This is a genomic window from Elusimicrobiota bacterium, assembly GCA_041660185.1.
Classification (GTDB): domain Bacteria; phylum Elusimicrobiota; class Elusimicrobia; order 2-01-FULL-59-12; family 2-01-FULL-59-12; genus JBAZWU01.
In genome coordinates this window covers 39,276-66,052 of record JBAZWU010000001.1, presented here as the reverse complement: position 1 = coordinate 66,052, position 26,777 = coordinate 39,276, and the positions used below count along the sequence as shown (strand labels likewise).

At 55.9% G+C, this 26,777-nt stretch carries 24 protein-coding genes; 5 read left to right on the top strand and 19 right to left on the bottom strand.

Annotated features, from left to right (window positions below):
• Positions 1-105 precede the first annotated feature (105 nt).
• From ilvB to WC859_00270, 12 genes are read right to left on the bottom strand one after another with little or no spacing between them, the layout of a single operon-like run.
• Positions 106-1,842 (bottom strand): biosynthetic-type acetolactate synthase large subunit, encoded by a 1,737-nt coding sequence (gene ilvB / locus WC859_00325; GenBank protein MFA5974596.1) that lies wholly within the window; start codon positions 1,840-1,842, stop codon positions 106-108.
• Between the two features lie 25 nt (positions 1,843-1,867).
• Complete coding sequence (locus WC859_00320) at positions 1,868-3,346, bottom strand: leucyl aminopeptidase (protein MFA5974595.1); 1,479 nt, start codon at positions 3,344-3,346, stop codon at positions 1,868-1,870.
• Between the two features lie 4 nt (positions 3,347-3,350).
• Positions 3,351-4,271 carry a quinolinate synthase NadA gene (gene nadA / locus WC859_00315; GenBank protein ID MFA5974594.1) on the bottom strand — a complete coding sequence of 307 codons (921 nt, stop codon included), beginning with the start codon at positions 4,269-4,271 and terminating at the stop codon, positions 3,351-3,353.
• Positions 4,272-4,282: 11 nt separating this feature from the next.
• Positions 4,283-5,605 (bottom strand): phosphomethylpyrimidine synthase ThiC, encoded by a 1,323-nt coding sequence (gene thiC, locus WC859_00310; GenBank protein MFA5974593.1) that lies wholly within the window; start codon positions 5,603-5,605, stop codon positions 4,283-4,285.
• Complete coding sequence (locus WC859_00305; GenBank protein ID MFA5974592.1) at positions 5,602-6,663, bottom strand: Mrp/NBP35 family ATP-binding protein; 1,062 nt, start codon at positions 6,661-6,663, stop codon at positions 5,602-5,604. The genes thiC and WC859_00305 overlap by 4 nt, the downstream gene beginning before the upstream one ends.
• Before the next feature lie 11 nt (positions 6,664-6,674).
• Positions 6,675-6,992 carry an iron-sulfur cluster assembly accessory protein gene (locus WC859_00300; protein MFA5974591.1) on the bottom strand — a complete coding sequence of 106 codons (318 nt, stop codon included), beginning with the start codon at positions 6,990-6,992 and terminating at the stop codon, positions 6,675-6,677.
• Positions 6,993-7,015: 23 nt separating this feature from the next.
• The gene (locus WC859_00295; GenBank protein MFA5974590.1) at positions 7,016-7,870 is read right to left on the bottom strand and encodes a thiamine pyrophosphate-dependent enzyme; all 855 of its coding nucleotides are present in this window, start codon (positions 7,868-7,870) and stop codon (positions 7,016-7,018) included.
• Complete coding sequence (locus WC859_00290) at positions 7,863-9,608, bottom strand: 2-oxoacid:acceptor oxidoreductase subunit alpha (protein ID MFA5974589.1); 1,746 nt, start codon at positions 9,606-9,608, stop codon at positions 7,863-7,865. The genes WC859_00295 and WC859_00290 overlap by 8 nt, the downstream gene beginning before the upstream one ends.
• Before the next feature lie 10 nt (positions 9,609-9,618).
• The gene (locus WC859_00285) at positions 9,619-10,854 is read right to left on the bottom strand and encodes a cysteine desulfurase (protein MFA5974588.1); all 1,236 of its coding nucleotides are present in this window, start codon (positions 10,852-10,854) and stop codon (positions 9,619-9,621) included.
• Positions 10,855-10,864: 10 nt separating this feature from the next.
• On the bottom strand, positions 10,865-11,356 hold the full coding sequence (locus WC859_00280; protein ID MFA5974587.1) for an Rrf2 family transcriptional regulator: 492 nt from the start codon (positions 11,354-11,356) through the stop codon (positions 10,865-10,867).
• Positions 11,357-11,407: 51 nt separating this feature from the next.
• Entirely contained in the window at positions 11,408-12,511 is a 1,104-nt protein-coding gene (locus WC859_00275; protein MFA5974586.1) for a polysaccharide deacetylase family protein, read from the bottom strand.
• On the bottom strand, positions 12,489-12,845 hold the full coding sequence (locus WC859_00270; protein MFA5974585.1) for a PilZ domain-containing protein: 357 nt from the start codon (positions 12,843-12,845) through the stop codon (positions 12,489-12,491). The genes WC859_00275 and WC859_00270 overlap by 23 nt, the downstream gene beginning before the upstream one ends.
• A gap of 347 nt (positions 12,846-13,192) precedes the next feature.
• On the opposite strand from WC859_00270, the gene WC859_00265 reads away from it, so the two are divergent.
• Entirely contained in the window at positions 13,193-13,816 is a 624-nt protein-coding gene (locus tag WC859_00265; GenBank protein MFA5974584.1) for an ankyrin repeat domain-containing protein, read from the top strand.
• 364 nt (positions 13,817-14,180) lie between these two features.
• On the opposite strand, the gene WC859_00260 is transcribed toward WC859_00265, so the two are convergent.
• Both WC859_00260 and WC859_00255 read right to left on the bottom strand, forming a co-directional pair.
• Positions 14,181-14,639: an efflux RND transporter permease subunit gene (locus WC859_00260; protein ID MFA5974583.1), complete on the bottom strand. Its 459-nt coding sequence runs from the start codon at positions 14,637-14,639 to the stop codon at positions 14,181-14,183.
• Between the two features lie 34 nt (positions 14,640-14,673).
• Positions 14,674-15,111 carry a DUF2062 domain-containing protein gene (locus tag WC859_00255; GenBank protein MFA5974582.1) on the bottom strand — a complete coding sequence of 146 codons (438 nt, stop codon included), beginning with the start codon at positions 15,109-15,111 and terminating at the stop codon, positions 14,674-14,676.
• A 157-nt stretch (positions 15,112-15,268) separates the two neighbouring features.
• On the opposite strand from WC859_00255, the gene WC859_00250 reads away from it, so the two are divergent.
• Genes WC859_00250 through WC859_00235 form a run of 4 tightly spaced genes read left to right on the top strand, consistent with a single transcriptional unit; the run spans position 15,269 to position 22,553 of the window.
• Positions 15,269-17,257 (top strand): TonB-dependent receptor, encoded by a 1,989-nt coding sequence (locus WC859_00250; protein ID MFA5974581.1) that lies wholly within the window; start codon positions 15,269-15,271, stop codon positions 17,255-17,257.
• A complete protein-coding gene (locus WC859_00245) occupies positions 17,202-18,158 on the top strand; it encodes an ABC transporter substrate binding protein (protein ID MFA5974580.1) in 957 nt (318 codons plus the stop codon). The genes WC859_00250 and WC859_00245 overlap by 56 nt, the downstream gene beginning before the upstream one ends.
• Positions 18,155-22,114, top strand: a complete 3,960-nt coding sequence (locus WC859_00240; protein ID MFA5974579.1) for a PAS domain S-box protein — start codon at positions 18,155-18,157, stop codon at positions 22,112-22,114. Before WC859_00245 ends, WC859_00240 begins: the two co-directional genes overlap by 4 nt.
• Before the next feature lie 55 nt (positions 22,115-22,169).
• Positions 22,170-22,553 carry a response regulator gene (locus WC859_00235; protein ID MFA5974578.1) on the top strand — a complete coding sequence of 128 codons (384 nt, stop codon included), beginning with the start codon at positions 22,170-22,172 and terminating at the stop codon, positions 22,551-22,553.
• Positions 22,554-22,573: 20 nt separating this feature from the next.
• Here the strand turns inward: WC859_00235 and sufT are convergent, their stop codons facing one another.
• From sufT to sufB, 5 genes are all read right to left on the bottom strand, one after another.
• Positions 22,574-23,131, bottom strand: a complete 558-nt coding sequence (gene sufT, locus WC859_00230) for a putative Fe-S cluster assembly protein SufT (protein ID MFA5974577.1) — start codon at positions 23,129-23,131, stop codon at positions 22,574-22,576.
• Between the two features lie 2 nt (positions 23,132-23,133).
• Positions 23,134-23,574: an SUF system NifU family Fe-S cluster assembly protein gene (locus WC859_00225; GenBank protein MFA5974576.1), complete on the bottom strand. Its 441-nt coding sequence runs from the start codon at positions 23,572-23,574 to the stop codon at positions 23,134-23,136.
• A gap of 9 nt (positions 23,575-23,583) precedes the next feature.
• The gene (sufD, locus tag WC859_00220; GenBank protein ID MFA5974575.1) at positions 23,584-24,411 is read right to left on the bottom strand and encodes a Fe-S cluster assembly protein SufD; all 828 of its coding nucleotides are present in this window, start codon (positions 24,409-24,411) and stop codon (positions 23,584-23,586) included.
• Positions 24,408-25,175 carry a Fe-S cluster assembly ATPase SufC gene (gene sufC, locus WC859_00215; protein MFA5974574.1) on the bottom strand — a complete coding sequence of 256 codons (768 nt, stop codon included), beginning with the start codon at positions 25,173-25,175 and terminating at the stop codon, positions 24,408-24,410. Before sufC ends, sufD begins: the two co-directional genes overlap by 4 nt.
• A 151-nt stretch (positions 25,176-25,326) precedes the next feature.
• On the bottom strand, positions 25,327-26,766 hold the full coding sequence (gene sufB / locus WC859_00210; GenBank protein ID MFA5974573.1) for a Fe-S cluster assembly protein SufB: 1,440 nt from the start codon (positions 26,764-26,766) through the stop codon (positions 25,327-25,329).
• Positions 26,767-26,777 lie beyond the last annotated feature (11 nt).

Below are 26,777 nucleotides of genomic sequence, written 5' to 3'. Positions count from 1 at the left end.
CATTGTCTTCTTCTGGAATTAGGTCCATTTTACTTAACACAATCAAAACACCTTCCACAGACAAGCGGAAAACAACATTTATTTTCGGTGACTGTCACCAGGGTGTTATGCCATGTCGATGATAATGTCGTCCAGGCTTTTGCCGACCGGCACCATCGGGAAAACCTTCTCGAGCGGATCAATGACGATATCCATGACCACCGTGCGGTGCTTCACGTCCTTCAGCGCCTGCTCCAGGGCGGGTGTCACCTGATCCTTGGTCGTAATCCGCATCCCGATGGCTCCGTGCGCTTCCGCGAGTTTAATGAAATCCGGGATATATGGAACCTTCGACTGATCCGGAAAGTCTTCCAGCTTGACCTTCCCTCCCGGGGTCACTAGGCAGGTCGCCGCGAAGCGCTTCTCGTAGAAAAGCTCCTGCCATTGACGGACCATTCCCAGGAAATAATTATTGAGGACCAGCACCAGGACCGGCTGCTTCTCCAAAGTGGAGGTCGTCAATTCACAAGCGGTCATCTGGAAGGAGCCGTCTCCCTCGATACAAACCACCGTCTGGTCCGGACAAGCGAACTTCGCGCCGAGCGCCGCCGGGAACCCATACCCCATCGTTCCCAACCCGCCGGACGACAGGAAGTGGCGCGGCTTGGCGCAGGGATACCACTGCATGGCCCACATCTGATGCTGGCCGACCCCGGTGGCCACGATGGCTTCCCCTTTGGTCAACCGGTGAATCTCCTGAATCAGGTATTGGGGACGAATCCCGTTTCCGTCCTGCTTGTACGACAACGGATTTTGTTTGTCCAACGCCTGGATTTCCTTCAACCATTCGCTGTGGTCCAGTTTCGGGACGGCTCCGGCAATTTCGCCCAGGACGTTCTTAAGATCTCCGACCACCGGGCAATGGGCATACACGGTTTTGGAAATGTTCGACGGATCGATATCAATATGAATCTTCTTGGAGTGAGGCGAAAAAGCATCCAGCTTCCCCGTCACCCGGTCATCAAAGCGCGAACCCGCGGCGATCAGCAGGTCGCACTTCTGCATCGCGATGTTCGTGCTGTACTTGCCGTGCATCCCCAACGGGCCCATAGCCAGCACGTGGTCCGGCGGAAAAGCGCCGTTGGCCATCAGCGTCCACGTCACCGGGATGTGGGCTTTCTCCGCCAAAGCGAACAGCTCGTCCCACGCGGCCGCACGGAGGATACCGCCTCCGATATACAGCAGGGGCCGCTTGGCGCCTTTGATCAGCTCCACCGCTTTCTGGATCTGAAGGGCGTGTCCTTTCGTTGTCGGCTTATACGAGCGGATTTCGATTTTGTCTTCCCAGTCAAACTCAGTCTTGGCGCGCTGAATGTCCGCCGGAATATCCACGAGCACGGGACCTGGACGGCCCGTGCGGGCGATCAGGAACGCTTCCTGCAGCGCCCGGCGCAGGTGCCGGACGTCCTTGACCAGAAAGTTGTGCTTGGTAATCGGCCGGGTGATGCCGGTGATATCGGCCTCCTGAAAGGCATCCGAACCGATGACGTCCGTGCGGACCTGGCCTGTAATCGCGACCATCGGGATGGAATCCATATTGGCCGTGGCGAGTCCCGTCACCAAGTTCGTCGCCCCCGGACCGGACGTCGCAAAACACACCCCCACTTTGCCGGTGGCACGGGCATAACCATCCGCCATATGGGAAGCCCCCTGCTCATGACGGGTCAACACAAAACGAAGTCCCGACAAGCCCAACGCATCGTTGAGCGGGAGATTCGATCCCCCAGGGATACCGAATACAACCTCGACGCCCTCGCGTTTGAGGACTTCGCACACGATTTGAGCGCCTGTCATTTCGGTCATGGTCATTTCCTTTCTAATTTTGGTATTAGATATTTTCTAAATAGTGCAGCAACGTCCGCACCGGATGGCCGGTGCCTCCGGTCGGGCAATACGGCTGATCGCTATCGGTCCACGAAGGGCCCGCGATATCGATGTGCGCCCATGAGGGACACTCAACAAACTCCTGCAGGAAGAGGCCGCCGATAATCGTCCCGGCTTCCCCGCGCCGCGAGCCGATGTTTTTCACATCCGCGATTTTGCTTTTAATATCCTTCTTGTATTCCTTCTCAAGCGGCAGTTCCCAGAACTTCTCGCCGGCGGCCGTGCCTGCGGAAGCCAGTGAACGCGCCAAAGCAGGGGTTTCGGTCATGATCGCGGAGATCCGATGACCCAGGGCGACCGTGCAAGCACCGGTCAGGGTCGCGATATCGATCAGGATGTCCGGTTTCTGTGCGCTGGCATACGACAGCGCGTCCGCCAGCACAAGACGCCCTTCCGCGTCGGTATTGAGCACTTCGATGGTCTTTCCCTTATGCGTTTTCAGGACATCGCCCGGCTTCAGCGCCCGTCCGCCCGGCATATTTTCGGCCAGCGCCAGGTAGCCGCGAACCTCCACCGATGGTTTGAGTTCCGCCAAAGCATTGAACACACCGAGCACCGCAGCCGCTCCGGACATGTCATCCTTCATGGTTTCCATGGACTGCGCCGGCTTCAAGGACAGACCGCCGGAATCAAAGGTAATCCCTTTGCCGACAAGCGCCACAATTTTCCGCGCTTTCTTCGCCGGCTTGTAAATCATCTCGACCAGCCGCGGAGGAACCGCTCCGCCGGCACCGACCCCGAGGAGTGCGCCCATTCCCATTTTCTCAAGTTCCTTCTTATCAAAGACGCGAACGGAAACCGGCGCTTTGTTCAGCAACAAAGCTTCTTCGGCCAGACGCTCCGGGTTCATCCGGCTGGGCGGCTCATTAATCAAATCGCGCGCCCGCATCGTAGCCTGCGCATAGAGACGACCGCGTTCCACCGCCTTTTGAGCAACGGCATTGGTGCTGTCCAGCCACAAGGTCACGTCTTCGACGGGGACCGGCGGCTCTTCCACCTTGCGATGCTTATCAAAACGATACGACGCCAGCCACAACCCTTCGGCAATCGTCTGAAGTTCGGCGTCCATCCCTTTGGGAGTGCGCGACACTTGCGGGGCGCGAAGCGCGATCTGCTTGAGTCCGAGGTCTTCCACCCGGCGAAGGACCTGGGGCACCGTCTGCCGCAACACCTCGTTATTGAAATCCGTCTTCTTCCCGAGCCCGATCAGCAGGACTCGTGCGGCGGGCAGAGAACCCACGGGATGAAGGAGGAACGTTTCACGTTCCTTGGCCTTGAAGCCGTCCGCTTTAGCGAGCAACGCAATGGACGAAGCCTCTTTCCCAAGCCCCAGCAGTCTGGGCGTCTCTTCCTGAAAAGCCAGAACCGCCAGCGTAGCGCTGGAGTCTTTCCAGTTTTTCCAATTCGAAACGGTAATTTTCATAGGTTTATACCACCGTCATCATGCGGTCGATGGCCTGTTTGGCTCGCGCCGCGATTTCAACCGGGACCTTCACCTCGAACTTCATTTCTTCCAACGACCATAGTACTTTTTCTAACGAGATATGCTTCATGTAGCCGCAGATCGCGTCTTCGGAAATCGGGATGAATTTCCGGTCAGGGTACTGCTTTCGCATCCGGTGCAGGATTCCGGTTTCCGTGACCACGATAAACTCTTTAGCCGGTGACACCGCCGGGCGGTTCATCATTCCTTCCGTCGACAGGATCTGATCCGCCTGCATCATCTGGGGCGTCGTGCATCCGCACTCGGGATGAATCAGAAATTCCGCCTGCGGATGCGCTTGTTTGGCCTGAAGCACCTGTGAGGGGGTGATACTGGAATGAACTCCGCAGTACCCCGGCCAGGTGTGAATCGTCCGGCCTGTTTTCTCTCGAACATACCGGCCCAGATACATATCCGGGACAAACAGGATCTCCCGGTCCGCCGGAATTGATTCTACCACCTTCACCGCATTCGAGGATGTACAGCAGTAATCGCTTTCCGCCTTCACCGCGGCCGTCGTATTCACATAGGATACCACGACCGCCCTGGGGTGTTCGGCTTTCCATTTTCGAAGAGCTTCAGCGGTAATCATGTCGGCCATCGAACAACCGGCTTCCAGATCCGGGAGCAGGATGGTCTTCTCCGGGGAGAGGATGCTGGCGGTTTCCGCCATGAAGTGCACCCCGCAGAAAACAATGACGTCCGCCGGCGTCTTGGCCGCCTGCTGGGAAAGCCCCAGCGAATCCCCAACATAGTCGGCGATGTCCTGGACTTCCGGGAGCTGGTAGTTGTGCGCCAGAATAACAGCGCGGCGCTCTTTTTTGAGCGTCTGGATACGATCTCGCAAGGTCTCAGCAGGAGTCATCGGCATTGAAGTCACCGGACAGCGGGAGTTTCCGTCAGTTTTTTGGCTTCGAGGCAGCGGACATCCTGGGTGATTTTCATCGCGCAGAACTTCGGGCCGCACATCGAACAGTAGGGCGTCTCTTTAAAATTCTCCTGAGGCAGCGTGGAATCGTGCTTGGCCCGCGCGGCTTCCGGATCCATGGACAAGGCAAACTGACGGTTCCAGTCAAAATTGAAACGGGCCCGGGACAACTCGTCATCGCGGTCCCGCGCGCCGACCCGCTGCCTCGCGATATCGGCCGCGTGCGCCGCTATTTTATAAGCGATCACACCCTGGCGGACGTCTTCCATGTTCGGCAGGGACAAATGTTCGGCCGGCGTCACATAGCACAAGAGCGAAGCCCCTGCCCACCCGGCCAGCGCTGCGCCGATCGCTGAGGTGATATGGTCATAACCTGGAGCGATATCCGTCACGAGCGGCCCCAGCACATAAAAGGGCGCGCCCTGGCACACCTTCTGCTGGCGTTCCACGTTCATCGCCACCTGATGCATGGGAACATGGCCTGGGCCTTCCACCATGACTTGAACACCCGACTTCCAGGCCCGTTGCGTTAAGTCGCCCAGCGTATCGAGCTCCGCGAACTGCGCGGTATCCGACGCGTCCGACAAGCAACCCGGACGCAGGCCATCGCCCAGGCTGTAGCTGACGTCATAGGCGCGCAGGATCTCGGACATCTCGTCAAAGTGGGTATACAGGAAATTCTCTTCATTATGGACCAGACACCACTCCGCCAGGATGGCCCCACCGCGGCTGACAATCCCGGTAATCCGGTTCCGGGTCAAGGGGATATGCGCCTGGCGCAGACCGGCGTGGATCGTAAAGTAATCGACCCCCTGTTTGGCCTGTTTTTCAAGGACGTCGCGCAGGAGCAGCCAGGAAAGGTCTTCGATTTTGTCCACCTGTTTCAGCGCTTCATAGATGGGAACGGTTCCGATGGGAACGGTGCTGGCCTGAATCATGGCGGTGCGGATCTGGTCGAGATCCCCGCCGGTCGAAAGATCCATCACCGTATCGGAGCCGTAATGAACCGCCAGGTGGAGTTTTTCCAGCTCCTGCTCGACATTGGACGTGGTCGCAGAGTTCCCGATATTGGCGTTGATTTTGCAGCTCACCGCGATCCCGATGCCGATGGGATCGAGCCGGTGCGCCAGATGGTTCACGTTCGCCGGGATGATCAGCCGGCCGGCCGCGAGCTCGTCGCGAATCAGTTCCGGCGTCACGTGTTCCTTCTCCGCCACCCGCTTCATCTCGGGGGTAATTTGTCCCTGTCGGGCTGACTCACGTTGCGTCATAAAACCTCTCTCTGAAAAACGCTGATTCGCGCGGCCACGAGTTCGGCGGCCTTCTGAAACACCTTGGCCTGCACGGACTCCGGCTTCGCGATCACCACCGGAACCCCGTGATCGCCCGTTTCTCCCACCGCCGGATCAAACGGGATCTGGCCGACCAGAGGAATGTCGAACTCCCGGCTCAAGGCCTCTCCTCCGTGCCCTTCAAAAAGCTGGATGGCGTGCCGGCAGTGCGGACACTCCAGTCCGCTCATATTTTCAATAATCCCCAAAATCGGCACGCGGACCTCATTGAACATGGCGATGGAACGGCGCACGTCCGACAGCGCCACCTGCTGCGGCGTTGTCACGATGACCACACCGGTCAGCGGCACGCTCTGCACGAGCGTCAAGGACGCATCCCCGGTCCCCGGCGGCAGGTCCACGACCAGGTAATCGAGATCCCCCCACTCCACGCTCATCAGAAACTGGCGAATGACCCCATTGAGCATGGGCCCCCGCCAGATCAGGGCTTTGTCTTTGTCCACCAGAAAACCGATGGAAATGACTTTCACCCCATGCCCTTCCAGGGGAGTCATGCGCTGATCGGCCGTTACCACAGGCCGCTCGCTTTCCGCGATTCCCATCATCATGGGGATATTTGGACCGTAGATATCCGCGTCCAATAATCCCACTTTGGCGCCGTCGCGCTGCAGGGCCACCGCCAGATTGACCGCCGTCGTACTTTTGCCGACCCCGCCCTTGCCGCTGGCCACGGCGATAACATTTTTGATGCCCGCCGGAAGGACCTTATTCTCCACAAGCCGCGCGTCCTTGTTCACCTCGGCATCCAGTTTGATCTGAACATCCTTCACCCCTGGGAGAGCCAGGACAGCCTGGCGCGCTTCCTCTTCGATCCGGCCTTTGAGCGGGCAGGCGGGCGTCGTTAGCATGATGGTGAACCGAACATGATCTCCGTCGATCGCAATGTCACGGATCATATGGAGCGCCGCCAGATCCTGATGAAGTTCCGGTTCCTGGACTTTGCTCAACGCATTCAGAACATCCTGTTCACTAATCATGCCAATCCTCTTTAGACTTCAAATGAATCCGCGCCGGGGCACGGCAACGGCTTGGCGGACTGAAACATGAATCCCCGTCCCTGCGGAGAATCGACATACTCCAAGCGGGCCCCATCCAGATACAGCGCACTTCGGGGATCGATCAGGATTTTGATCCCTTCGACGTCCTGGGCCGTATCCTCCGGACGCGCGGTATCAAAACCGAGCTGATGAGCCCCCCCGCAGCCGCCGTCACCGCGCAGGCCGATCCGAAGACACAACTCCGGTTTGTTTTCCTGTGCCAGCAACCGCTTAATTTCCAAAACAGCTTCAGCCGTCAATGTAATCATCCGGTTTGTTCCTGTAATAAATTTTACACGAATTCCAGCAAGATTGCGGGGTCCAACGGTTTGAAGGGCTGTTTGGCCAGGGGGCCGTTCCGGAGCGCCGGCTCCATGGTTTCATAGGTCGGCCGCTCTTTGGCATAAAAGACGCCGAGGGGGATCCGAGGCCCCCATTCCTGCACTTTCTTCATCGCCGTTTCAAAATTCGTCACGTCGTGTTTTTCGTCTTCCAATTTATAAACGCGCTCCTTGAACCACGGATAGGTGTTGATCTTGTTAAAGGTCACGCACGGGCTGAACACATCCACCAGCGCAAACCCTTTATGGGTGATCGCCTTTTTGTACAACTCCGCCAGCTGGGCCGGCTCGCCGGAGAATCCGCGGGCCACGAACGACGCGCCGCCGGCCAGGGCCAGCGCGATCGGGTTAACCGGTTGCTCGATGTTTCCCTCCGGCGCGGACTTGGTTTTGACGCTCATTTCCGTGGTCGGCGACGTCTGTCCGGTCGTCAGCCCATAAATTTGATTGTCCATGACGATGTACGTGATATCCAGATTGCGGCGCAGCGAATGGATAAAGTGGCCGACGCCGATCCCATAGCCATCCCCGTCACCCCCCACCGCGATCACCGTCAAATCGTGGTTTCCCAGCTTCACCCCGTTGGCCACTGCTACCCCGCGGCCATGCAGCGTATGCATCCCGTAGGAACGAAAGAAACCGGGCAAGTTGGAGGAGCATCCGATCCCGGAGACCACCATAATATCTTTGGGATCCAGATGGAGGTCGGCGCAGGCCTTCTCGAGTGCGCTCAGGACGCCGTAATCCCCGCACCCGGGGCACCAATCCGGTTTAACGTCCGATTTAAAAGTGACCGTCTCAGCCATTGGATTTCCCCAGTATTTTCTTAAGCGGCTCATACACGTCACTCAGCAGAAAGGGTTCGCCGTCATATTTCAAAATGCGATCCGTGATGTGGATCCCGGTCTCCATACGGATCAACCGGGCCATCTGCGAGGAAAAGTTATTCTCAATCATGACCAGGCGCTTGCACTTGGACAGAACCGAAGTGACACCCTCTGACAAGAAAGGCGCCACGACCTTGATCATCAGAACATTGGCCTTGATTCCGTCCTCTTCCAGACGCCGGATCAGCGCTTGAATCACATTGTAGGTGGACCCCCAGCCAACGAGCGTCACATCGGCAGCCGCCGGCCCTTCGAGCGCGACCGGAAAGAGCTTGGCCAGCTCCTGTTTCGCCAGAACCATCTTCCGCATGCGCTTCTCAACCATTTTCTTCCGGGTCAACGGATCCGTGAAGACGTCCGAGATCACGTCACCTTTTTCATTGTGTTCGTCGCTCGCGCTGACATAAAGCACACCGGGGGTCCCGGGCAGCACGCGAGGCGAAATACCGCTCGGAGTGTCCCGGTACCGCAGGTACCCGTCGCCCTTCCATTCGGTGAGGGTCTCGCCGCGGTCGAACCGGATCTTGAGATCGAGCGACTCCACCGTCTCCGTGTGTTCGGAAAGCAATAAATCGGAAATCAGGAGGACCGGGCACTGGTATTTGTCGGCCAGGTTAAACGCTTCCGTTGTCACGCGGAACGCATCCGGGATCGTATGCGGAGCCAGAATAATGCGGGGATACTCCCCCTGACTGGCCCCCAGAACCTGGAAGAGATCGCCTTGTTCGGTTTTGGTGGGCAGACCCGTCGAAGGCCCTCCACGCTGGACATTGGCAATGACCACCGGCGTCTCCAGCATGCCCGCCAGCCCCACCGCTTCCGTCATCAGCGAAAATCCGCCCCCCGATGTGCCCGTCATCGCGCGCGCCCCGGTCTGGCTGGCGCCGATCGCCATATTGATGGCCGCGATTTCGTCTTCACACTGTTTGAAGCAAAGGCCGTTCGCCGGGCCGTGGGATGCCAGAAAATGCATGATACTGGACGCCGGTGTCATCGGATAAGCGGAATAAAACCGGCAGTTGGCGGCCAGAGCCCCGACGGCGATCGCCTGATTCCCCGTCATCACCAGACGCTGCTGATTGGAAAGCTCCAAGCCAAGGCCCAGCGATTTCCAATTCTCTTTGGCGTAGGCGTAACCGGCTCGCGCCGCGTCAATATTGGCCTGCACCACATCCGCCTTCTTTTTGGCGAAGCGTTCCCGGAGAGCCTTTTCGTACGATTCCAGAGGGAGATCCGTCAGATAAACAAAAGCGCCGGTGGCCACGGTGTTCTGCACGATGGGAAGCTTGGCCAGTTTGGCGACGGGAAGCCCGAACGACTGCGCCCCGTTGCGCAAGTGCTCCGCCCGCACCTGCAGGCGGTCCGAATTGAAGAGAATGCCGCCGCTTTTGTCGACCCGGTCCGCGTGCCGGTCGATCGACTCCTGATTGAGCGCGATCAACAGGTGGCACGTTTCCGACTGAGTGTAGACTTTCTCCGCTCCCGCGGTCATCTGCCACCAGACGTGCCCGCCGCGGATCACGGATTGATAGCTGTTGTAGGCGTAAACCTGCAGGCCGTTACGGGCGAAGATCTTCGCCAGGGATTCGCCCACGGAAGCGATCCCATCGCCTGCCGCGCCTCCCACCCAGACGGAGATGGTTTTTTCTTTCATCATCGAACGACCCTCAGGCTGAAACGTTCGCAAAAAGGGTGGCCGCCTTGCCCAGCGCTTTCACCAGCACATCAACATCCTCGCGGGTGTTGTAAATGTAGAAACTGGCACGGGCGGTCCCGCTGATGTCATAGTCGCGCATGAGCGGCTGGCAACAGTGATGTCCGGCGCGGATGGCCACTCCCTCCTGGTCGAGGAGTGTGCCGATATCATGCGGATGGACATCCCCGAAGTTGAACGAAATCACCCCGCCGCGTTTTTCCACATCGAGGGGGCCATAGATCTTAATCTGAGGAATGGTCTTGAGCTGTTCCAAGGCGTAAGCGGTCAGCTCTTTCTCATGCTGACGAATGGCGTCCATGCCTAGCTTGTTCAGATAATCGATGGCCGCGCCAAAAGCCATCACCCCGGCGATATTCGGGGTTCCGGCTTCGAATTTCCAGGGCAGCTCGTTCCAGGTGGCCCGGTCCAGCCAGACTTCCAGGATCATGTCACCACCGCCTAAAAAAGGATCCATGGCCTGAAGCAAATCCGGTTTTCCCCACAGAACGCCGATGCCGGTAGGCCCCAGCATTTTGTGAGCGGAAAAAACCAGAAAATCGCACAGAAGATCCGACACTTTGACCGGCATGTGCGGCACCGACTGAGCCCCATCGACAAGGATTTTGGCGCCATGCCGATGCGCCTTTTTGGCGATTTCACGCACCGGCATGATCGTCCCCAGAACGTTGGACATTTGGGTCATCGCCACCAGCTTCGTCTTTTTGTTCAAAAGAGTGTCCAAAGAGGTTAAATCCAGTTCGCCTCCTGGCGTTAATGGGATAAAACGAAGTTTGGCTCCTGTTGCTTCTGCCGCCATCTGCCAGGGAATCAGGTTGGAATGATGTTCCACCGTCGTTAATAGAATCTCATCCCCTTCTTTCAGATTCTTACGGGCCCAGCTGTAAGACACCAGATTGATGGCCTCGGTGGCGTTGCGGGTAAAAATAACGCATTCCGGTGTCCCGGAACCGATCAATTTGGCCACTTTCTCACGAACCGCTTCATACTGAGCCGTGGCTTCTTCGCTGAGGGTGTGAATCCCGCGATGAATATTGGCATTGCTTTGGCGGTAGTACGCCGACTCCGCTTCAATGACGGAGAGGGGTTTCTGCGTGGTGGCCGCATTATCGAGATAAACCAGCGGCTTCCCATGCACCTCCCGCTGCAGGATGGGGAAATCTCGGCGGATCACATTGGAATCAAACATAATCAACTCCTTATAAGGTCGGAGGCGGGACGATGGTCACAATCGGAGCCGTCAATATGGGAAGTTCGACCGCCAGGGTATGCCCGACGCTTTTTTCATCGGTCAACAGATGCTGGAGATTGATCCGGTCCAGCGCCTCCCACAACCGTTGGCTGATCGATTGCCAAATCGGACGGATGCTGCAGCCCCCCAGATGGCCGCAGGATGTGCGCCGGTTAAAGTGGTCGCAGGTGTCCTGAAGCGGAACCCCTTCCAAGAGGCGGACAATTGACCCAACAGAGATTTTCGAAGGCTCGGAAGCCAGGGCGAAGCCGCCTTGCGTGCCGCGAAGGCTTTTCACGATTCCCGCGCGCCGCAGTTGAAGAAAAATCTGGTGAGCAAAATGCCGTGGGATCTGCTCCTGCGCAGCAATTTGAGAAATGGAAACAGCCTTTTCCCCCTGCTTGGCCAGATGGAGCAGACAGCGAATCCCGTATTCCGTTTTTGAGCTTACTTGCATCATTGGATAGCCCTAGCCTACCATATATGACCTATTCGATCAACTATATTGATATCATCTATTTTTAGATGTGTTTCTACTAATGATAAAAAGCCACGATGTCTCTCTCCAAAGATCAGGGGAAGCGCGATCCCTGGCCATTAGACTAACAAAATAGTAGCCGCGCTTGGTCTCTACTGGAAGAGGGAAGCGCAGTTGGCCTGTTTTGGCATCGATCGGAGCCGGCTGAGGGCTATTTCCCAGTTTATCAACAATGATTTTGGCCGTTTCCGGGAGAATTTCTTTTACATTGACGACACGCGCTTGAATCTCGCGAACCGGCCCTCTAATCCGTTCGCCATCGCGCGGAGAAAGATCTGCCAGGACCAGCGGTTTTCCCATAAAGAACTTCACATAGCGTTTGACGCTGTTCCGCCGGTAAACCAGCCGGCGGTGGAGGTGCCAGGGGTCCGAGCGGCGGCTCACATCTCCGTCGTCGCAGGTGAGCGCCATTCGATATCCCGCCGCACGGACCCGCTCGACGATAAACTCATCATAGCCGCCAAAAGGATAGGCCAATGCCGTGACCGGCTTATGGAGCTGCGTTTCGATCTCCTCCTTCGATTGGCGCAACTCGTTATCCACCCAGTCGCGATACTCCTCGGGACTCATGGCCTGGGGAGGATGCGTCAACAACGGATGCGTCAGCGAATGGCTCTGAATATCCACTCCGGCCCGGGACATCCTGCGGAGTTCCGGCCACGTCAAGGCCGACGCATGCCGACCGATCGCCTGCGGGTAGACAAACAACGTGAAAGGAAAACCATGCCGTTTGAGCACCGGCCAGGCTTTTGTGCGGACCGCGCGATAACCATCGTCCATCGTGATCACGACCGATCGGGGCGGGAGCGGCGTCTGATGCTCTAAATGCGAGAGATAATCGGACAACGGGATCACCGGAATGTGCTGAACCGCCAGAAAACGCATTTGCTCCTCAAACTGCCGGCTGTCCACCGTGTAAGGAGAGGGTTTGGCGCTGTCAAAGGTGTGGTAGCAAAGGAAGGTCACGACAGGGGCATCCGCCGGCTCAGGCGCACGATGGCACCCTGCCAGGGCAACAACCGAAACAGCTAAACGGAAAGAATGGGAGAGCCGATTAATCGCGGTGATTGCGGACAAACCGCTTGATCGCGGAGATGTCCTTGGAAGACGTGTGGCCGAACTTGAATCCAAGGGCGCAGCGCGTCGGTTTGAGCGCCATGATATTCAAGGCCGTTGACCAGGCCACCATGGCATCGATGGTAATTGCGGAGCGGGGAAAAGCGATGGTCACCGAGACTTTCGTTCCCTCCGTCAAAAAGGTGGTGGAGGTGGCGGCCATGCCCTGCTCATGCAGATTCAGCGTCTCGCAAGTAAAAGGCGTAATGCCGATGCCTTCGACTTTGACGGGAAGCTTGATGGTGACGCGTTTGAGGAGCCGGCGTTCCTGGGAGTGTTCTGTATCGAGGACCATGGACAAGATTCTACAGTAGCGTTCGTCGACTGTCAACCGCCCTTTTACACCTTGGTGACAGTCACCGAGCAGGGGCAGTGACTTTAGCTTGTTGGCAGAGGGGTTTCGATTGAGTTACTCAAAGTGGACCCGGTTTATATGAATCTCAGAAGGAAGTGCGCCGAATGGATTAGGCTTCGTAAATCGGGACAGAAATACACACCTCAACAAAAACGACACGCCCATGCAAATTGAATTTGATCATTGGACTCGGTGACTGACACCAGGGTGTTTATTCTGTATGAATTCTTAACCTAATTTTCTATAAAAGTGTTGTTTCTGCAACCTTCTAAACTGAAAGGATATTTATGATCAAGAAAATCTCAGGACTATTATGTTTATTCGCGGCGATGTGTTTCCTGACGCTACCCGTCTTTGCGGGAGAGATTCACGAGGCCGCCAAAAGCGGCGACATCGTCAAACTAAAAAGTCTTCTCGATAAGGATCCGGCGCTCTTATACTCCAAGGATGAAGTGGGGAAGACCCCCTTGCATTGGACCGTCGGCAGAGGACAGATAGCGGCCATGAAAGTGCTCCTTGATGAGTATCACGTCAAGGTCGACGTCCGGAATGACAATGAAGGCACCCCTTTGCATGTCGCCGCTTCTCAGGCGCAGCCAGAGGCCGCCAAAATACTCATTGCTCGTGGGTTCACCGTTGACGCGCGGACCAAAAACGGCTCGACCCCTTTGCATTTTGCTTCGTTTAAAGGACGAAAACCCGGCCATATTGAGACTGCAAAAATACTTCTCGAGCATGGGGCGGATGCCAATGCACAGACGGATAAGGGTGTTACGCCCATGATGATGGCCATGTCCAGACAGAACTCCGAGATTATTGCTCTACTCAAGGCCCATGGCGCCACGCCCGTTCAGGGACGCCAGGGCATGGGCGGCGGCCGCCGCGGCATGACGCAGGATACTGGAGAATAATCTTTAACACCTTGGTGACAGTCACCGACTGAGGGCAATGATTTCAGCTTATCTGTAGAAGGGTTTCGATCGAGTTGCTCGAGGTGGACCCGGTTTAAGTAAATCCAAAAGAGGGATTGCGCCGGATGAATTGAATTTCGTAAATCAGGTCAAAGATACATACCTCAACAAAAACGACACGTCCTGCGGATTGAATTAGATCAGCTTCCCCGGTGACTGACACCAGGGTGGTCATACAGCTCACATGGCATGAACGAACCGTATCGCACAAAAATGATCCGGAATGACGGTCCATTCGGGTGCGGTACCTATCGGTTGGGTAACGTTGGATTTGTAGGGGCGCACCGCTGTGCGCCCACAATGATTATTTCGGGGATTCGCCGAGGGTTTGCATCACCTCGGCCATGTGCGCTCCCTTGAGCTTGGATTCGAAACGGGCCATGAGACTGTAGGCGCATGGAACAACGAAGAGGGTCAGCAGCGTTGACACCAGGGTTCCGCCGATAACCGCTGTTCCCATCGGAGCGCGGAGTTCGGATCCCGGGCCCAGCGTCAGCGCGCTGGGAATGGCTCCGGCGATAATGGCGAGCGACGTCATCAGGATGGGCCGCAGGCGCAGAGGGCAGGCTTCTAAAAGCGCCTCGTGCGTCTTCAGCCCGGCGAGCCGGCGGGCGTTGGTAAAGTCGACCAGCAGAATCGAGTTTTTCTTCACGATACCCATCAAGAGAAGGATCCCGATCATACTCATCATGTTCAGAGAATGATTGGCCAGCCAGAGCGCGGCCAGCGACCGCCGGGGATGACGAATTATGGACCTTATCATGAATAGATATTACTCCTTCGAGCGTGGCGCTCGCTTACTTCTGACGGTGGAGCCGGATCTCTTTGTAATGAGTCACCGCCACGCGGGCTACCAGATAGGACACCCCCGCCAGCACCAGGGCCGCCAGCATGCCCCCGAAAATCACCGTTGGGGCGACACGCGCCAGTTCTTCGTGCCAACCTTCTTCAAAGGAGAGCACCAGTCGCCACTCAAGGGGTTTTTCAAGTTGCCCGGACCAAAGGCCGAACCGGTAGCTCAGGGTATAGAGAAGTGCTGTAGTCCAGCTGTTGGTCGCCAGGACACCCAGCACTGTGGCGACTTTGCTGAGATGAAAAAGAAATGCAACCAGAAGCGCGGCGGCCGGGCCCACCCCGGGCATCACTCCCAGAAAAACCCCCGCTGCAAACGCCAGGGCGATGCGCTGGGGCGATTCCGGGATGGCGGATAACTTGCGAATCAAACGTCGGATCACGAACAGAGCTTACCTTTTCCCCACCCCCAACCGTCAACCAAGTCAGCTAGAGTCATTAGTCTTTTTACATCTAATTTACTTGCAGAACAGGTCAAAGTGTGACACCCCTTTGGAGTGTTAAAACTTGTATCTACCTATTTAAGGAGAGACCGTATTTATGATTTCTCGAAAGATTTTCTTATTTCTTTTTGTTGCGTCGTTGCTGGGGGCACCAGCGTCCTCTGCGGAGGGGGCGGACAATGAGGACGTCCTGTTCTTTGCCCAGGAAGCCGAAATCGTCCATGCTGCGACCAAACATGCCCAGTCCACCTCCTGGGCGCCGGCGTCCGCCTATGTCATTTCCGCGGCCGAGATCGAGCAATACGGTTACCGGACTCTCGCTGAAGCGTTACAGCAGGTCCCGGGTTTCTATATCAGTGACGACCGAAATTACAACTACGTTGGCGTTCGGGGTTTTGGCCGTCCTGGGGATTACAACACCCGGGTCCTGCTCCTGATCAACGGCCACCGCATTAATGAGAATGTGTATGGGGCAGCCTATGTTGCCAATGAACTGCCTGTCGATATTAAGTCTATCCAACAGATCGAAGTCATCAAAGGACCGGGATCGGCATTATACGGAGATAGCGCGTTTTTTGCGGTGATCAACGTTCTCACCAAGACCCCTGCCGAAACCGCACCCGTCGAAACGGCAATCGAATACGGCAGTTACCAAACCGGCAAGGCTTTTGTTTCCGCCAGCGGAGTCTCTCAGGAGAAGAACGGCTGGTACGCTTCGGGATCCTACCGTTCCATGGGAGGACAGGACCTGTTCTACAAGGAATACGCCTCGATCAACGAAGGAATCGCTACAAACTCTGACCGCGAACGAAGCTACAACGCTTATACCCGTTACATGGGATCCCTCTTCTCTTTCCAAGGGGCCTCTGGCCAGCGTACCAAGCGGGTCCCCACGGGAGCCTTCGATGCACGCTTCAATGATTCTCACACCGAAACAACGGATTCCAGGGATTTCATTGAAACTCAAGTGGAGAAGGACTGGACCGATTTCATCCACTGGACAGCCCGGCTCTACTACGACTGGTATGAATACGACGCCCGCTACGCCCAGGAGGACCCACCACAGACCCCTGCCGTCCTTAACCGGGATTACGCCAAGGCGAATTGGTATGGGGAAGAGAACAGGCTCCTCCTGACACCTTGGGGAAAACCCAACACCCTCATACTCGGTCAAGAATTCGAGAAAAACTTGAAGACCCATCAGAAAAACTTCAACGAGGACCCCTATGAGTTGCTGCTGGATAACGACCAACGACTCAGTCGGTGGGCATTTTTTCTCCAACAGGAGTATGCGCCCTTCACCCAGCTTCAGTTCACTCTGGGCTTGCGCCTAGATCACTACGAGTCCTTTGGAAATACGCTCAACCCACGCCTGGCTCTCGTCTATCGACCCCTAGAATCCAGCGTATTTAAACTCATGTATGGATCGGCCTTCCGTTCACCCTCTGCCTTTGAGATGTTCTATAACGTCATCGGCAACAAATCCAACCCCTTACTTCGTCCGGAGAAGATTCGTTCCAGCGAACTCGTGTGGCTGCAAGAATTTGGAAGGCCCAATTCTTTGAGTGTCAGTCTTTACCACAATACGATTTCCGACTTGATCAGCCAGGTGACTGATCCGGACGACGGACTCATTCAATATCAGAATAAAGAAAAGGTCATCTCTCAGGGTCTTGAAATCACCGCCAAGAGCGCCTTTTCCAGAAACCTGTCCGGCCGCTTGGGGTACCTTGTACAGAAAAGTTATGAATCAGGTTTGGGAACACTAACCAACTCACCGGCTCAAATTGGGACGGTCGGTCTGCGAGGGTCTATCCACGAAAGAATTTCAGTGGCCGCCGATATGGTGGTTGTCAGCCCCACCCGAACACTTCAAAATACGATGCTACCGGCCTATGCCACCGTCAATCTGATCACGTCACTGAAACTCACAAAACAGGCTCGGGTGTATGCCGGGGTCTACAACGTGCTGGACGCACGCTACAGCGTCTCCGGAGCTGAAGAGCATCGCCAGGATGCCCTTGAGCAAAATGGCCGCAATTTCACGCTCGGATTGGAGGTCGCCTTCGGTGCGCCGCGTCGCTAAACTCCACCTAAGCCACCGCATCCGGTTCGCGCTTGGCGGGATCCTGTTCGCCATGGGGGTGGCTGCGACCAACGCTCAGGCGGCATCAGGAGCTCGCGTGGCCGTTGTCCTGAGTTCCGATCTGGCTCCCTATCGACAAGCCTTCGATTCCTTCCGGACTCATTTCACGGAACCCATTTCCGTCCTACACTTGACCCCTAACTCAATGGAGGTGCCCAAAGACGTTCAAATCGTCGTTGCTTTTGGCAGTAAGGCGGCTCTGGCACACTATCCCGCCGGAACCATATTGATTTGCGCCATGGCCCCCGGCATTCGTATCGATTCGGCTCGACCCCCGGCGGCGGTGACGCAAATTGCCATGGTGCCTTCTGCTTCGGCGCTTTTGGTCAATCTGAAAGTTCTTCAGCCTTCTCTGCGCCGGCTGGCTATCCTGGGGTTATCTCAGCCGATCGAACGGTATATTGACGACTTAAAATCGGCGTCGGCCTCTCTGGGAATAACCATTGTGTCACTCCCACAGAAGCATCTAACGGATTTGCCGTCAACGCTTCGTTCACTTCCCGGCCGGGTTGACGCTCTGTGGATTCCTCCGGATCCTTTCTTCATTACAAATGAAACACTGTTTACCCTAAAGAATTTTTCGGAACAGAATAAACTGCCGCTGTATTTACCCACAGCGGGTTTGGTAGGGAAAGGAGCGGCTGCTGTCGTCTCCTGTTCCTATGCAGAAATCGGGCGCACGACCGCATGGGTCGCCAAGCAGGCACTGGAGGGAGAGTCCCTGCCAGCCATCATTTATCCTGAGAAAACGAGTTTTGTTGTGAACCGAAGCGTGGCGGAGCGCTCAGGATTGGAGATCCCGGAGAATGTCTTGCGCGGTGCTGAACAGGTCCTTCCGTGAAGCTTCAAAACCAAATGCTGGTGCTGCTCTTGCCCTTCGCGACGTTGTCCACAATTGGGGTGTTGTACCTGACGGAGAAAACCGTCCGCCAGATCATGACCGATAAAGCGGTTTCCTCGAAGATGGCGGAAGTCAAAGAACAAACGGCGGCGCTTTCAAATGCGTTTCAAACCCGGGGTGAAACCGCTTTTCTTTCGATCCTCCGCTCTCTGGCGGATCGCGATAATATGCCGTATGCGTTCGTCTTGGATCCGGACGGACGTGTGTTGGCCCACACCAACGTCATGGAACGAGGCCGAATTTACCGGGATCCATTTACACGGGCCGCTCTTCAGACAAGCCACCCCCAATCCCAACCGGGAACCTATCAAGGCCGGCGAATTGTCGAGGTGTTCTATCCCATCTGGTATAGCGAGGTAGAAAAACAATCTGACAGCGTGTTCTGGGGCGAACCCCAACCCAACTCTCGCCAGCGCCGTCTCGGAACCCTGCGCCTGGCTCTGCCACTCGAGAATATTCTCAGGACCGCCCGACAAATCTCCCAAACCGTAGGGGTTATCCTCTTGGGATTTGCCGGCTTGATGGTCTCTTTTATTCTTTTGGGACTGCACAGGCTCTTCGCTCCGATCCACCAACTCCTGCTAGCCACGGATCGCATGCGGCATGGGGAGTTGGGGATTAATGTTCCGGAAGGCTCCTCGGACGAATTGGGGAACCTTTCCCGAAGCTTTAATGAAATGAGCCGGGATCTGGCCAAAACCACGGTGTCGAAGGACTTTGTGATGGGGGTGGTTACTCAGATGCCGGATGCCCTGGTCGTGATTGACTCGGCAAGTCTTATTCGAATGGTGAACCGTTCGACCTGTGATCTTCTGGGTTATACCGATGAGGACCTTCTGGGACGGTCCGTGACCGAGCTCCAGGGCGAAGCGTCATCCGAAAGATGGATCGCAGGAGTCGAACAGATATTGAAAGGGACTCCTCTCGTAAATCAGGAGACGGTTCTCTCGAATCATCAAAAAGAAAAAATCCCCGTCCTTTTGTCGGGTTCTGATTTTCGAAATCCTGATGGAACCCCCGCTGGAGCTATTCTGGTGGCCAAGGATCTCAGGGAACGTCAGTGGGCTGAAGCCGCCCTGAAAGAGAGCGAAGAACGATTTCAGCAGGTAGTGGAGAACGCCGGAGAGTGGGTCTGGGAAACCGACGCCAAAGGCCTGTGCACCTATGCGAGCCCGATTATCGAAAAGGTTCTGGGGTACTCGCTGGACGAAGTGATCGGGAAAAAGCATTTCTTCGATTTCTTTTCTCCAACGGAACGTGACGCGTTGAGGCAGGGGGCGCTGAAAGCGTTCTCTCAAAAGTCACCCGCCAATCGTTTTGTCAGCTGCTATCTGCACAAGGACGGCAGCGTGCGCTGGATTTCCGCCAGCGGCACCCCGATACTGAGCGTGCAAGGATCTCTTCTTGGGTATCGGGGAGTTAACCAGGATATCACCGAAATCCAGAAAGCTGAAGAAGCTATCCGGGACGCCAAAGTGCTTTACGAATCCATCCTCAATGCGATTCCTGTCGCAACCTTTGTGACGGACAATGAGGGACGCCTATTAATCTGGAACAGAACCGCAGAGGAATTTACAGGCCTGAAAGCAGCGGACATGCTGGGCAAGGGAAACTATGAGTACAGCCTTCCTTTTTATGGGCAACGCCGTCCCATCCTGATCGACAGGGTGCTTCATCCATCAGAGAAGATCCAGGAATCCTACGTTCAGTTCTCCATGGAGGGCGAAACGGTCGTCGGAGAAACGTTCGTACACAATGCCCGGCGCGGGGAGGCGTACGTCGTGGCCGTGGCCGCGCCGCTGTATAACTCCAAAGGTCAGCGGATTGGCGCCATCGAGTCGGTCCATGATATTACCGAACGGAAGATGATGGAAAAAGAGCTGAAAAAAGCGAACGTCATGGCTCTGGAAATGGTCCGATTCAAATCCGAATTTACCGCCAATATGAGCCACGAAATTCGGACTCCGATGAATACCGTCATCGGCATGACCGAATTGCTGCTACAGACCCCCCTCACCTTGGATCAGCAGACATACACCAACACCCTCCTGTCTTCCGCGAACCAACTCTTGGAATTGATCAACGATGTTCTCGATTTCTCGAAGATCGAGTCAGGAAACCTGATCCTTGAAACGATCGATTTTAATCTGCATGGGATGATCGATAACGTGTTTGCAGTGCTTTCGTATCCAGCCTATACCAAGGGCCTCGAACTGATTGTGGAGATTCCTGACGACATCCCCCGACACCTGCGCGGCGATCCCGGACGTATACGACAAGTGGTGACAAACCTGTTGGGCAATGCCGTTAAATTTACCCAAAAGGGCGAAGTGTTTTTCCGCATCTTCAAGGAAACAGAAACCGAGGCTTCCCTCAGCTTGTGCTTCATTGTGACGGACACCGGTATTGGCATCAACCCGGAACACCAACAGCAGTTGTTCCATCCCTTTACACAAGCGGATTCTTCTATAACGAGGAAGTTCGGCGGGACAGGATTGGGATTGGCTATTTCGAAGCAGGTGGTGGAGTTGATGGGCGGCGCCATCGGATTTCAGAGCACACCGGGGCATGGCTCCACCTTCTGGTTCAGAGTCCAGCTTCAGAAAGGATCCGAAACCACCTCTGAAGCTTCTTTTGATGTGAACGCTTTTAAAGGAATGTCCGTTTTGATCGTCAGTCCGGCGGATAACCTGAGGCGGATTTTAAGACAGCAGTTGATTGACTGGGGGCTGAAGTCCGATGCGGTTAAAGACAGCCGAGAGGCTTTGGCCTGGTTACGGCTAGGTCTTTTTGAAGGAACGCCCTGGAACGTTGTCTTACTGGACCACGGCACTCCGGATTTCGATGGGTTGTCCCTCTTGGACCACCTCAGGCAGGATTCGCGCCTGGCCGCCACCCGTGTGGTGCTCTTATCTCCCCCGAACCATCGGCTGGACTTCGATGAGATGCGACGAAGAGGGTTGGAAAGTTGTGTATACAAGCCCATTTTAAAAACCCACTTATATGAAGGCCTGGTGGCCGCCCTTTCCTTTGATCCTGGACACGTCCCCCCGGCTCCGTCCAAGCATTTTGCACCGGGAACACCGGAGGTGCTCATACCGATTACTGCTTCAAAGGGGGAAACGCACCCCGTCCAAATCCTGGTCGTCGAAGATAATGCAGCCAACCAAGTATTGTTTTCTTGTCAGTTGAAGAATCTGGGTTTCCGTGCGGACATCGTCTCTGACGGCCATCAGGCTTTGGAAGCCATGGCAAAGCACCCCTATGATCTGGTTTTGATGGATTGTCAGATGCCCGGGCTTAACGGCTATCAGACCACCGCGGAGATCCGCCGTCGGGAAACAGCGCAAGGCCGGCATACTCCGATTGTTGCGATTACGGCCAATGCTTTGGGGGGAGAGGAGCAGAACTGTCGTCAAGTCGGAATGGACGACTACCTAGCCAAGCCCGTTCGGTTTAACGATCTAAAGGAACTGGTTAAGCGCTGGTTGTCTCCGGATCGCTCCTGTAAACAGGATAAGATTACGGAGGAGCCGCCCGAAAAATGGGTGGACCTGGCGGACCTGCTGGAAAGCATGGGGAATAATCCGGCCGAGCTGCAAACGCTCTTCCGCATTTTTTGGGACGAAATAACGGAAAGGCTCCAGGGGTTGGAGTCTACCCTCAGAAGCGCTGATGCAACTGCGGCGGCTGCGGTGGCTCACGGTCTAATCGGCACCAGCGCCAGCTATGGGGTCAGCGCGGTTGTTCCGCTTTTGCGCGGGATCGAGAAACGAGCCAAGGCTAAAGATCTGACGGGTTCTGACGCTTTGCTTGTCGAAATCCGGGCGCAATTTAAACGGGCCCAAGAGTATATGGATGATTATTTCCGGAATATGGGAACGCGAAAGACTTGAAATGGATGAAAATGGGAAGTAAACTTCGGAATCGTTTTCATAGGAGGATTGTGCGATGGGTGCTCATGTACTAATTGCGGATGACAGCGCGGCGATGCGGGCGCTCATTATGCGTTACTTGAAAATGGCCGGACTGCCGATTGAGTCTTTCCAGGAGGCGGAAGATGGGAAAGCCGCACTACGCTTGCTGGAGGGTGGCGGGCTGGATCTGGCCATTGTCGACATTGGAATGCCGGGGATGAACGGCTTGGACCTTCTGGAACAGGTTCGAAAGAACCCCGCCATCGCCCGGACCGCGTTCATTTTTGCCTCCTGTGAATCCAATCCCGCCCGAATCGAAGAGTTCCTTAAGACCGGAGTCGGGTTTGTCCACAAACCCATCATCCCGAATGAACTGGTGGACGCTGTCCAGACTGCTCTAAAAACGCTTCCCCACTAAACGAAACGGCTACCCCCTAACTAGGCCAGGCCTAACTCGAGTTTGGCGGCTTCGGACATCCGGGTTTGATCCCAGGGCGGGTCGAAGATAATCTGGACGCTGACCGTCTGAACACCAGGAAGGATACGAATGCGGCGCTCGGCATCTTCTTTCAACACCTGCCCCATGCCGCAACCCGGGGCGGTCAGTGTCATATCCACCTCCACCTTATATCCGCTCGCCAGCGGGGTGACCTCATTTTTATAAATCAAGCCCAGCTCGACCACATTGATCGGAATCTCGGGGTCATAGACGTACCGGAGGGCTGTCCAGACGCGCTCCTTTAACTCCTCAGCGGTGGAGGGGATCGCTGTTGGCGCAACCGCATCCCCTTCAACCGGCGGCGGCATCCCGATGGCGTCGGCATCTTTTCCGAGAATACGAACCAGCGTGCCGTACTCCGTCATCACCGAGAAGGTGTCCCCCAGCGCCTGGAGCAGCCGGACATTCGTTCCGCGGGCCAGCCGGACTTGAAACCCTTCCGGAATCTGCACCACGTCGCAGTCACGAACCAATGAGGTGGATTCGCCGATTTGCATGGTTACTCCGTTGACACCCGATCCGGTTTTCCCTCCAGCGCGGACCGAAGCGTGTGCCAGGCCAGCACCGCACATTTGACGCGCATAGGGAACGCGGAGACGCCGGAGAATACAGCCAATTTATCGTTTTCCTCAATCGCGCCGCCTTCCGTGACGAGATGATGGAAGCGGTCAAACAACGCTTTGACCTCAGCCCTGGTCTTTCCTTTGAGCACATCCGTCATAATAGAGGTGGAGGATTTCGAGATCGCGCACCCATTCCCTTCAAAGCTAATATCTTCCACAACATCGCCCTTCAGCTTCAGGTAGAGGGTCACGCGATCGCCGCAGAGAGGGTTGAATCCTTCCGCTTTTTGCGTGGCGTCCGGCATCGCGTGGTAGTTATGCGGATGGCGGCTGTGGTCGAGGATGACGTCCTGATATAAATCGCTCAGTTCAGACATAGTCAGATCCTAGGAATGGAATTGAGATAAGAGCAACGTGTCCAGCTTCTCGCGCAAGGGCGCCCACTCCACCCGCGCGATCATCTCCCCGGCAAAAGCATAGATCAGCAGGCGGCGCGCTTCGCTCTGCCCGATCCCGCGCGATTGCAGGTAAAAGAGCTGCGCGGGATCAATCTGTCCGATCGTGGAGCCGTGTTTGCACTTGACGTCGTTCGCCAGAATCTTGAGCTCCGGGTTGGATTTCGCCCGGGCGGTCGATGACAGAAGAAGATTTTTATTCGTTTGAATGGAATCCGTTTTCTGAGCATTCTTTTGGACGATGATCAGCCCGTCGAAAAGCCCCTGCGACTTTTGATCCAGAATGCCTTTATAAAGCTCACGGCTAGTCCCGTGCGACTGGAGATGGTCAATCAATGTATGCGTTTCCAGAACCTGTTCGCCGGTGCCGAGATAAAGGCCGTTCAAAATACACTCCGCCCCCTCTCCATTTATCCGGACCTGAATGGTTTGGCTGATCCGGCTCCCTCCCAGGAGGAATACATGCGACTGGAAGGACGCGGACCTTCCGACCAGAACCTCCAGAAAAGAGTGATGATCCGACTGAACCCCTTCTTGCACGACCTTGTAATGCGTCAACCGCGCGTTCTCCTCGAGCGTCGCCCGCAGCGTCGTCTCCGTGTAATAGGCTTCCGCCTGCTGACTCTCGTAGTTCTCGAACAGAGCCGCCTGACAGTCCGGCGGAACCTGAATACGGATCTCTTTCCCCTCCCGATGGATTTGAACCGGCGCATCGGTCGGAAGAACGGATAACTGAAGCGTTTCTGTCGAGGTTGTCATCGCGCCGTGGCCGCTCCTGGTGTCGTGTCTTCGATCCAGCCATATCCCTTTTTCTCCAGCTCCAACGCCAGTTCCTTGCCGCCGGATTTCAGGATGCGGCCGCCGGCCAACACGTGCACATAATCCGGCGTAATGTAATTCAAGAGCCGCTGGTAGTGGGTCACCACGATCATGGACCGCTCCGGGCTACGAAGCGCGTTAATTCCGCTCGCAACGATCTGGAGCGCGTCAATGTCGAGCCCCGAGTCCGTTTCATCCAGGATCGCCAGGCGCGGCTCAAGCACCGCCATCTGCAGGATTTCATTGCGTTTTTTCTCCCCGCCTGAAAATCCGTCATTCACAAAACGCGACAGGAGCGCTGAATCCATTTCGACCAACTTCGCCTTCTCTTTGATCAGTTTCAGAAAATCCATCGCATCCAGCTCTTGTTCACCCCGGACTTTCCGAATGGCATTGAGCGCCGTCTTTAAAAAGTAGTTGTTGGTCACGCCCGGGATCTCGACGGGGTACTGAAAAGCCAGGAAAAGGCCTTCCGCGGCCCGTTGCTCGGGGAGCATCGCCAGCAGGCTTTTCCCCTCGTAGGAGACCGAGCCCTCCGTCAAAACGTAACCGTCCCGCCCGGCAAGCACATTAGCCAGCGTGCTTTTGCCGGAGCCGTTCGGGCCCATGATGGCGTGAACTTCGCCTTTTTTGACGGTCAGGTTAATCCCCCTCAAAATAGGTTTTTCTCCGACACCGGCATGAAGATTCTTAATTTCAAGCATTTCAAACTCCTCCGTGCTGTCATTGCGAGCGCGGAATCCGCTGATCCACTAGAATTCCGCGCGTGGCAATCTGTTGTAGACGCTGGTCACTGCAAGATTGCCACGTCGGTCGCTAGACGTCTGGCGACCTCCTCGCAATGACGGCTTGGCGCTACCCGACAGTTCCTTCGAGGCTCATCGTGAGCAGCTTCCGGGCTTCCACCGCGAACTCCATCGGCAGTTCCTGGAAGACCTGCCGGCAGAAACCGTTGACAATCATCCCGACCGCTTCCTCGGCGGAGATGCCGCGCTGCCGGCAGTAAAAAAGCTGGTCCTCGCTGATTTTGGACGTGGTGGCCTCATGCTCCATCTGGGCATTCGGTTCTTTGACTTCGATGCTGGGGAAGGTATGCGCACCGCAGGTCTCGCTCATGAGCAACGAGTCGCATTGGGAATAATTCCGCGCATGGCTGGCCCCGGACAAGATCCGGACCATGCCGCGGTAGCTATTCTGCCCGTGGCCAGCGGAAATCCCCTTGGAGATGATCGTGCTGCGGGTATTCTTCCCCACATGGATCATCTTGGTGCCGGTGTCCGCCTGCTGATAATGATTGGTCAGGGCCACTGAGTAGAACTCGCCCACCGAATCATCCCCCTGCAAGATGCAGCTGGGATACTTCCACGTGATGGCCGAACCGGTTTCCACCTGGGTCCAGGAAATCTTCGAGTGGGCGCCTTTGCACAACCCGCGTTTGGTAACGAAATTGTAGATGCCGCCCTTGCCGTCCTTGTCACCCGGATACCAGTTCTGAATCGTCGAGTATTTGATCTGCGCGTGATCGAGCGCGATCAACTCCACCACCGCGGCATGCAGCTGGTTTTCATCGCGCATGGGAGCGGTGCAGCCTTCCAGGTAGCTCACGGAAGCGCCTTCCTCAGCCACGATGAGGGTGCGCTCGAACTGGCCCGTCATGGACGCGTTAATCCGAAAATAGGTGGATAGCTCCATCGGGCAGCGAACCCCCTTCGGAATAAAACAGAAGGAGCCGTCGCTGAAAACCGCCGAGTTCAGTGCCGCAAAAAAATTATCCCCGGGAGGGACCACCGTCCCCAGATACGTCCGGACCAGATCCGGATGTTCCCGGACGGCTTCCGAGAAGGAGCCGAAAATAATTCCAAGTTCCTTGAGTTTTTCCTTAAAAGTAGTGGCGACTGATACGCTGTCCAGCACCGCATCAACAGCCACTCCCGAAAGGCGCTCCTGCTCCTGGAGTGAAATACCGAGCTTATCGAACGTTTTCCGAATCTCCGGATCCACCTCATCCAGGCTTTTGAGTTTGGGTTTGGCTTTCGGCGCCGAGTAATAGCGAATCGCCTGGTAATCGATGGGAGGATAAACGACATTCGCCCAATGGGGCTCGACAAGTTCAACCCAGTGACGATACGCCTTGAGCCGCCACTCCAGCAGCCATTCCGGCTCTTGTTTCTTTGCCGAAATCGCCCGAATGACTTCTTCATTTAGACCAGGCGGAAAGGTATCCGCATCAATGGGGGAAGTAAAACCCCATTTGTAGTCCTGTTTGGTTAGATCTCGAATTATTTCGTTTGACACAGGGTAATTAT